Raw genomic sequence first — 3778 nt, 5'->3', positions numbered from 1 at the left:
TTTCTGCAAAAATCTGCAAGACCAGAACATAAGATTAAAAAATAACAATAGTATAAAACAGATATTTTCTGCATATTTATTTTTTGACAAAGTAGTTATTTAAAATAATATTTTGCAAAGCGGTAATGAGAAAGTAAATGTTAGGTGATGTAGATAATTAAAATAAGGAAAAGGAGAAAAATTCGAAAATGGCTTTAAAACTAATATGAAAGATAATAATAAAAATCAGTACAAGCACTATCTACAACTATTATTCGTTTTTCTCTCTGCACAACTGTTTTACTTTTATACTTTGGCTCCTACAGTTTTGTGGGGCGACCAAGCTATCTTTCAAAGATTAGCCTATACATTGGATTTCTACACTCAAAATACCTACAAAAAACATCTTCTTTGGATAATATTAGCCCATCCCGTGACTAAAATTCCGATTAATAATGTTGCCTTTCGGGTCAATTTATTTACTTCGTTTTGGGCAGCAATCGCTGTGTTCTTTGTCTTTGCATTATTGAAAAATCTCACATCTTCTTTTTGGGCAAGCCTTAGTGGTGCTGCTGCACTTATGGTCTCTCATAATTTTTGGTTTCATGCTGTGCACACTGAAGTTTATTCCTTCAATATGGCTCTTTTGGCAATTACTCTATACTATTTCACTTATCCAAAAGCGCAAAACATTCATTATCTTTTAGGCAGTATCACAATTGGCATGGCAGTGACTAATCACAGGATGATGTGGTTGGCAGTACCGGCATTGGTTATTTTGATAACTGGACAATTTTTCGAAAAGAAAATTGGATGGTCTCAAATACTGTTTAGTTTTGCTGGTTTCATCATAACTATAATATTTTTAAAAATTATCCTTTCCTCCTACAATATATGCGGAACATCTACTTTTACCTTGAAGAATTATATTCCAAATTGGATTGAGCTGCCATATGAGTTGCTAAAATTTGCTGCATATTGGGTATTACAATTTCCGAGCCCGGCGTTGATTATTATGATAATTGGCATTCGCAAATCTATTAAAAATTTTCCGTTATTACTGTGTTTGGCATTCATCTGGGCTGCAAATATTTTTTTCTTGATCAATATCAATTTCCCAGACAAATATGTTTTCTATATGCTTAGCTACTTTGTTGGTGCAATATGGATCGGTTTAGGAGTAGAACCGGTTCTTAAGTGGTTAACCAAAATAAGGTGGTCTTCTCAGGCGGGAGCAGGAGTTTTATTGGTACTGACAATTTTAGTATGTCCCATCCTAACTTACACATTAGCACCTAGAATTCTCCCTTTGCTTGGCATAACAAGTGAAAAATTAGGCATACGTGAAATACCGGGCCGGCCAGCGCTGAAGTTTTTCCTTTTGCCCTCAGCTCGAGATTATTGGGGAGCTCATAACTATGCTGAAACCGTTTTGAATAGCCTGCCGCCTAATGCAACAATTATGGCTGATTACACAGTGGCTCAACCAATGTTATATCTACAAGCAATTGAAAAAGTGCGTCCTGATGTCAATGTAGCGCAGATTGCAATGGATGAACAGAAAGCATTTGTATCCAGTTACCCCAAGGATCGTCCGTTATTTTTAGCTCTTACCAAACCATATTACGACATTAACGGCATTAGCCATTATTTTACCATTGTTCCCTGCGGATTGGCCTATAAGCTGGAACCAAAAGAGTGACGAGATCTCCACTCCGTCTTTGCTTTTTGAAAAATTGATTCAATCTTTTTTTATAAGAAATCGTTTTTGCTTTTTACATTCATTTTATCATGCTTAATATTCTTCAAAAGCACAATTCAAGTATGGAAAAATCCTTACTATTTGCTTAATTATGAAAATGCGTTCTTTGCCTAATTTAATTGAGAATGGGTAAATTATTGCTTAAAATAAATAATGCATAGGTTGACTTTTATGTGAAATTTCATGCTGTAAGCATTGCTTATAATAAGCATACAAGAATATTTTTATTTGAGATCTTGAAAGAGGAGGGGTGGTATGGGTAACTTTAAAGACCGTATTGTCAGAGCATCAATGCTGGATGCCAACCTTTATGAAGAAGTTGAAGCCGACAAAGGAGCAATGGGGCAAGCAATGGCAGTCGTGGTCCTTTCTAGTGTAGCGGCTGGCATAGGAGTAATTGGGAAGGGAGGTATAAGCGGAATTCTGACAGGTGCGGTTACAGCTATAATCGGATGGTATATCTGGGCTTATCTTACATACATTATCGGAACAAAACTCCTCCCCGAACCGCAAACGAAAGCAGATGTTGGAGAATTACTTCGTACCATTGGTTTTTCAAGTTCGCCGGGACTGATTAGAGTATTAGGTATAATTCCGGGTTTGGCGGGGTTAGTTTTTTCTGTAGCTTCCATTTGGATGCTTGTTGCAATGGTGATTGCTGTAAGACAAGCTCTTGACTATAACAGCACATTGCGAGCTGTAGGAGTATGTGTAATTGGCTGGATTGTTCAAATATTATTTTTCATTTTATTCTTTTCTTTCTTTGGCTAAAGGAGGTGGGGATAAAAGGACGCAAATCTGCCCTTTACCTTTTAAGGAGTGCTTCTAAGTTATGCTTTGAAAACTATGCGTGGATAATATTAATCATACAAAAAAAAAGGTAATAGCTATGAAGATAATCGGTATCTTGGGAAGCCCGAGAGGTACAAAACATTACACAGGGACATTATTGACTGAAGTGTTGAATTCTGCAAAGGATTCGGGAGCTGAGACAGAAGTTTTTCTGTTGAATGATGATACGATAAAGACTTGTAAGGGGTGCCTTGAGATATGTCACACAAAAGGCGGCAAGTGTCATCAGGAAGATAATTTTCCTATTATGGAGAAGGCAATGCTCGAAGCCGATGGAATAATACTTGCTACACCCAATTATATCTTCAATGTTTCTGCCCATATGAAGGCCTTTCTTGACCGCTGTGCATTTCTGATTCACTGTCAGCAATTAAATGGAAAATATGCCGCATCCATAGTTACATCAGGAGGTTCAGACCCGGAGGTGGTGGAAAGATATCTTGAGGATGTGAGTCTCCATTGTTTCGGTTTCAGATATGTGGGAAGTGTTTCAGCAGTTGAGTTACAGCTTACCGAGCCTGAAGAAAGAAAATCCGTTATGAAATCAGCTTCGCAACTAGGTATACGCATAGCAAATGCTATAAAAAACAAAGAGACTTTCCCTGAACAGGAGGAGGAAATAAGCCAGACTTACGAGATATACAAATATATGACAATGATGCTCAAAGAGAGATGGCCTTCAGCTTGGGAGTACTGGAATTCAATCTGATTAATATTCAACTTTTCAAAATAATTTTTTATCCTGAGCTCTCAAATAGCCTTTGCAAGAGAACTTATTGTACAGATAAACGACAAAGAGAAACATTCCAATCTTTTTTACCAGATTTAAAAATACAAAAAGATTAAAAGAGAAACTGACCAACTGATTAGGACTTCCGGGCAAATCTATAAATCATTTTAAGCAGGGGTCTTATATTTTCAAGAATACTCGATTCATTTTTATATAGGAGGCATATCGTCTTTCTGATATCTTTCTTTTAGCGGGCCTTGAGTCGGAGAGAAAGGGTAGGTGTAAAGGGAAGGTAATAAGAGTTGCCTGTAAGAAATATCCCCATTCTTTTGCACTGATTGAGGGTCTTATAAAATAATAAAAATAATTTACTGACATTGATGAAATTTTTCTAGACGATTATCATTTCCCTTCAGCGAATCGAAATAACATTTTTTGAATAAATACAAATAAAT

General features: G+C 36.4%; 4 protein-coding genes. 3 read left to right on the top strand and 1 reads right to left on the bottom strand.

What is annotated here, in order from left to right; all coding sequences use genetic code 11:
* Positions 1–205 precede the first annotated feature (205 nt).
* From D6734_13255 to D6734_13245, 3 genes are all read left to right on the top strand, one after another.
* Complete coding sequence (locus D6734_13255; protein ID RMF92010.1) at positions 206–1681, top strand: DUF2723 domain-containing protein; 1476 nt, start codon at positions 206–208, stop codon at positions 1679–1681.
* A gap of 315 nt (positions 1682–1996) precedes the next feature.
* On the top strand, positions 1997–2512 hold the full coding sequence (locus D6734_13250; GenBank protein RMF92009.1) for a hypothetical protein: 516 nt from the start codon (positions 1997–1999) through the stop codon (positions 2510–2512).
* A gap of 118 nt (positions 2513–2630) precedes the next feature.
* Complete coding sequence (locus D6734_13245) at positions 2631–3302, top strand: iron-sulfur protein (protein ID RMF92008.1); 672 nt, start codon at positions 2631–2633, stop codon at positions 3300–3302.
* A 201-nt stretch (positions 3303–3503) separates the two neighbouring features.
* Here the strand turns inward: D6734_13245 and D6734_13240 are convergent, their stop codons facing one another.
* The gene (locus tag D6734_13240) at positions 3504–3701 is read right to left on the bottom strand and encodes a hypothetical protein (GenBank protein RMF92007.1); all 198 of its coding nucleotides are present in this window, start codon (positions 3699–3701) and stop codon (positions 3504–3506) included.
* Between the last annotated feature and the right edge of the window lie 77 nt (positions 3702–3778).

Source organism: Candidatus Schekmanbacteria bacterium, from assembly GCA_003695725.1.
Classification (GTDB): Bacteria; Schekmanbacteria; GWA2-38-11; order GWA2-38-11; family J061; genus J061.
Note: the sequence above shows the minus strand (reverse complement) of the source record. Positions and strands in the feature narration are given on the sequence as shown.

Excerpts from the sequence above, each read along its gene's own strand:
- D6734_13255 (RMF92010.1), top strand. The coding sequence starts at position 206 with ATGAAAGATAATAATAAAAATCAGTACAAGCACTATCTACAACTATTA.
- D6734_13250 (RMF92009.1), top strand. The coding sequence starts at position 1,997 with ATGGGTAACTTTAAAGACCGTATTGTCAGAGCATCAATGCTGGATGCC.
- D6734_13245 (RMF92008.1), top strand. The coding sequence starts at position 2,631 with ATGAAGATAATCGGTATCTTGGGAAGCCCGAGAGGTACAAAACATTAC.
- D6734_13240 (RMF92007.1), bottom strand. The coding sequence starts at position 3,701 with ATGTCAGTAAATTATTTTTATTATTTTATAAGACCCTCAATCAGTGCA.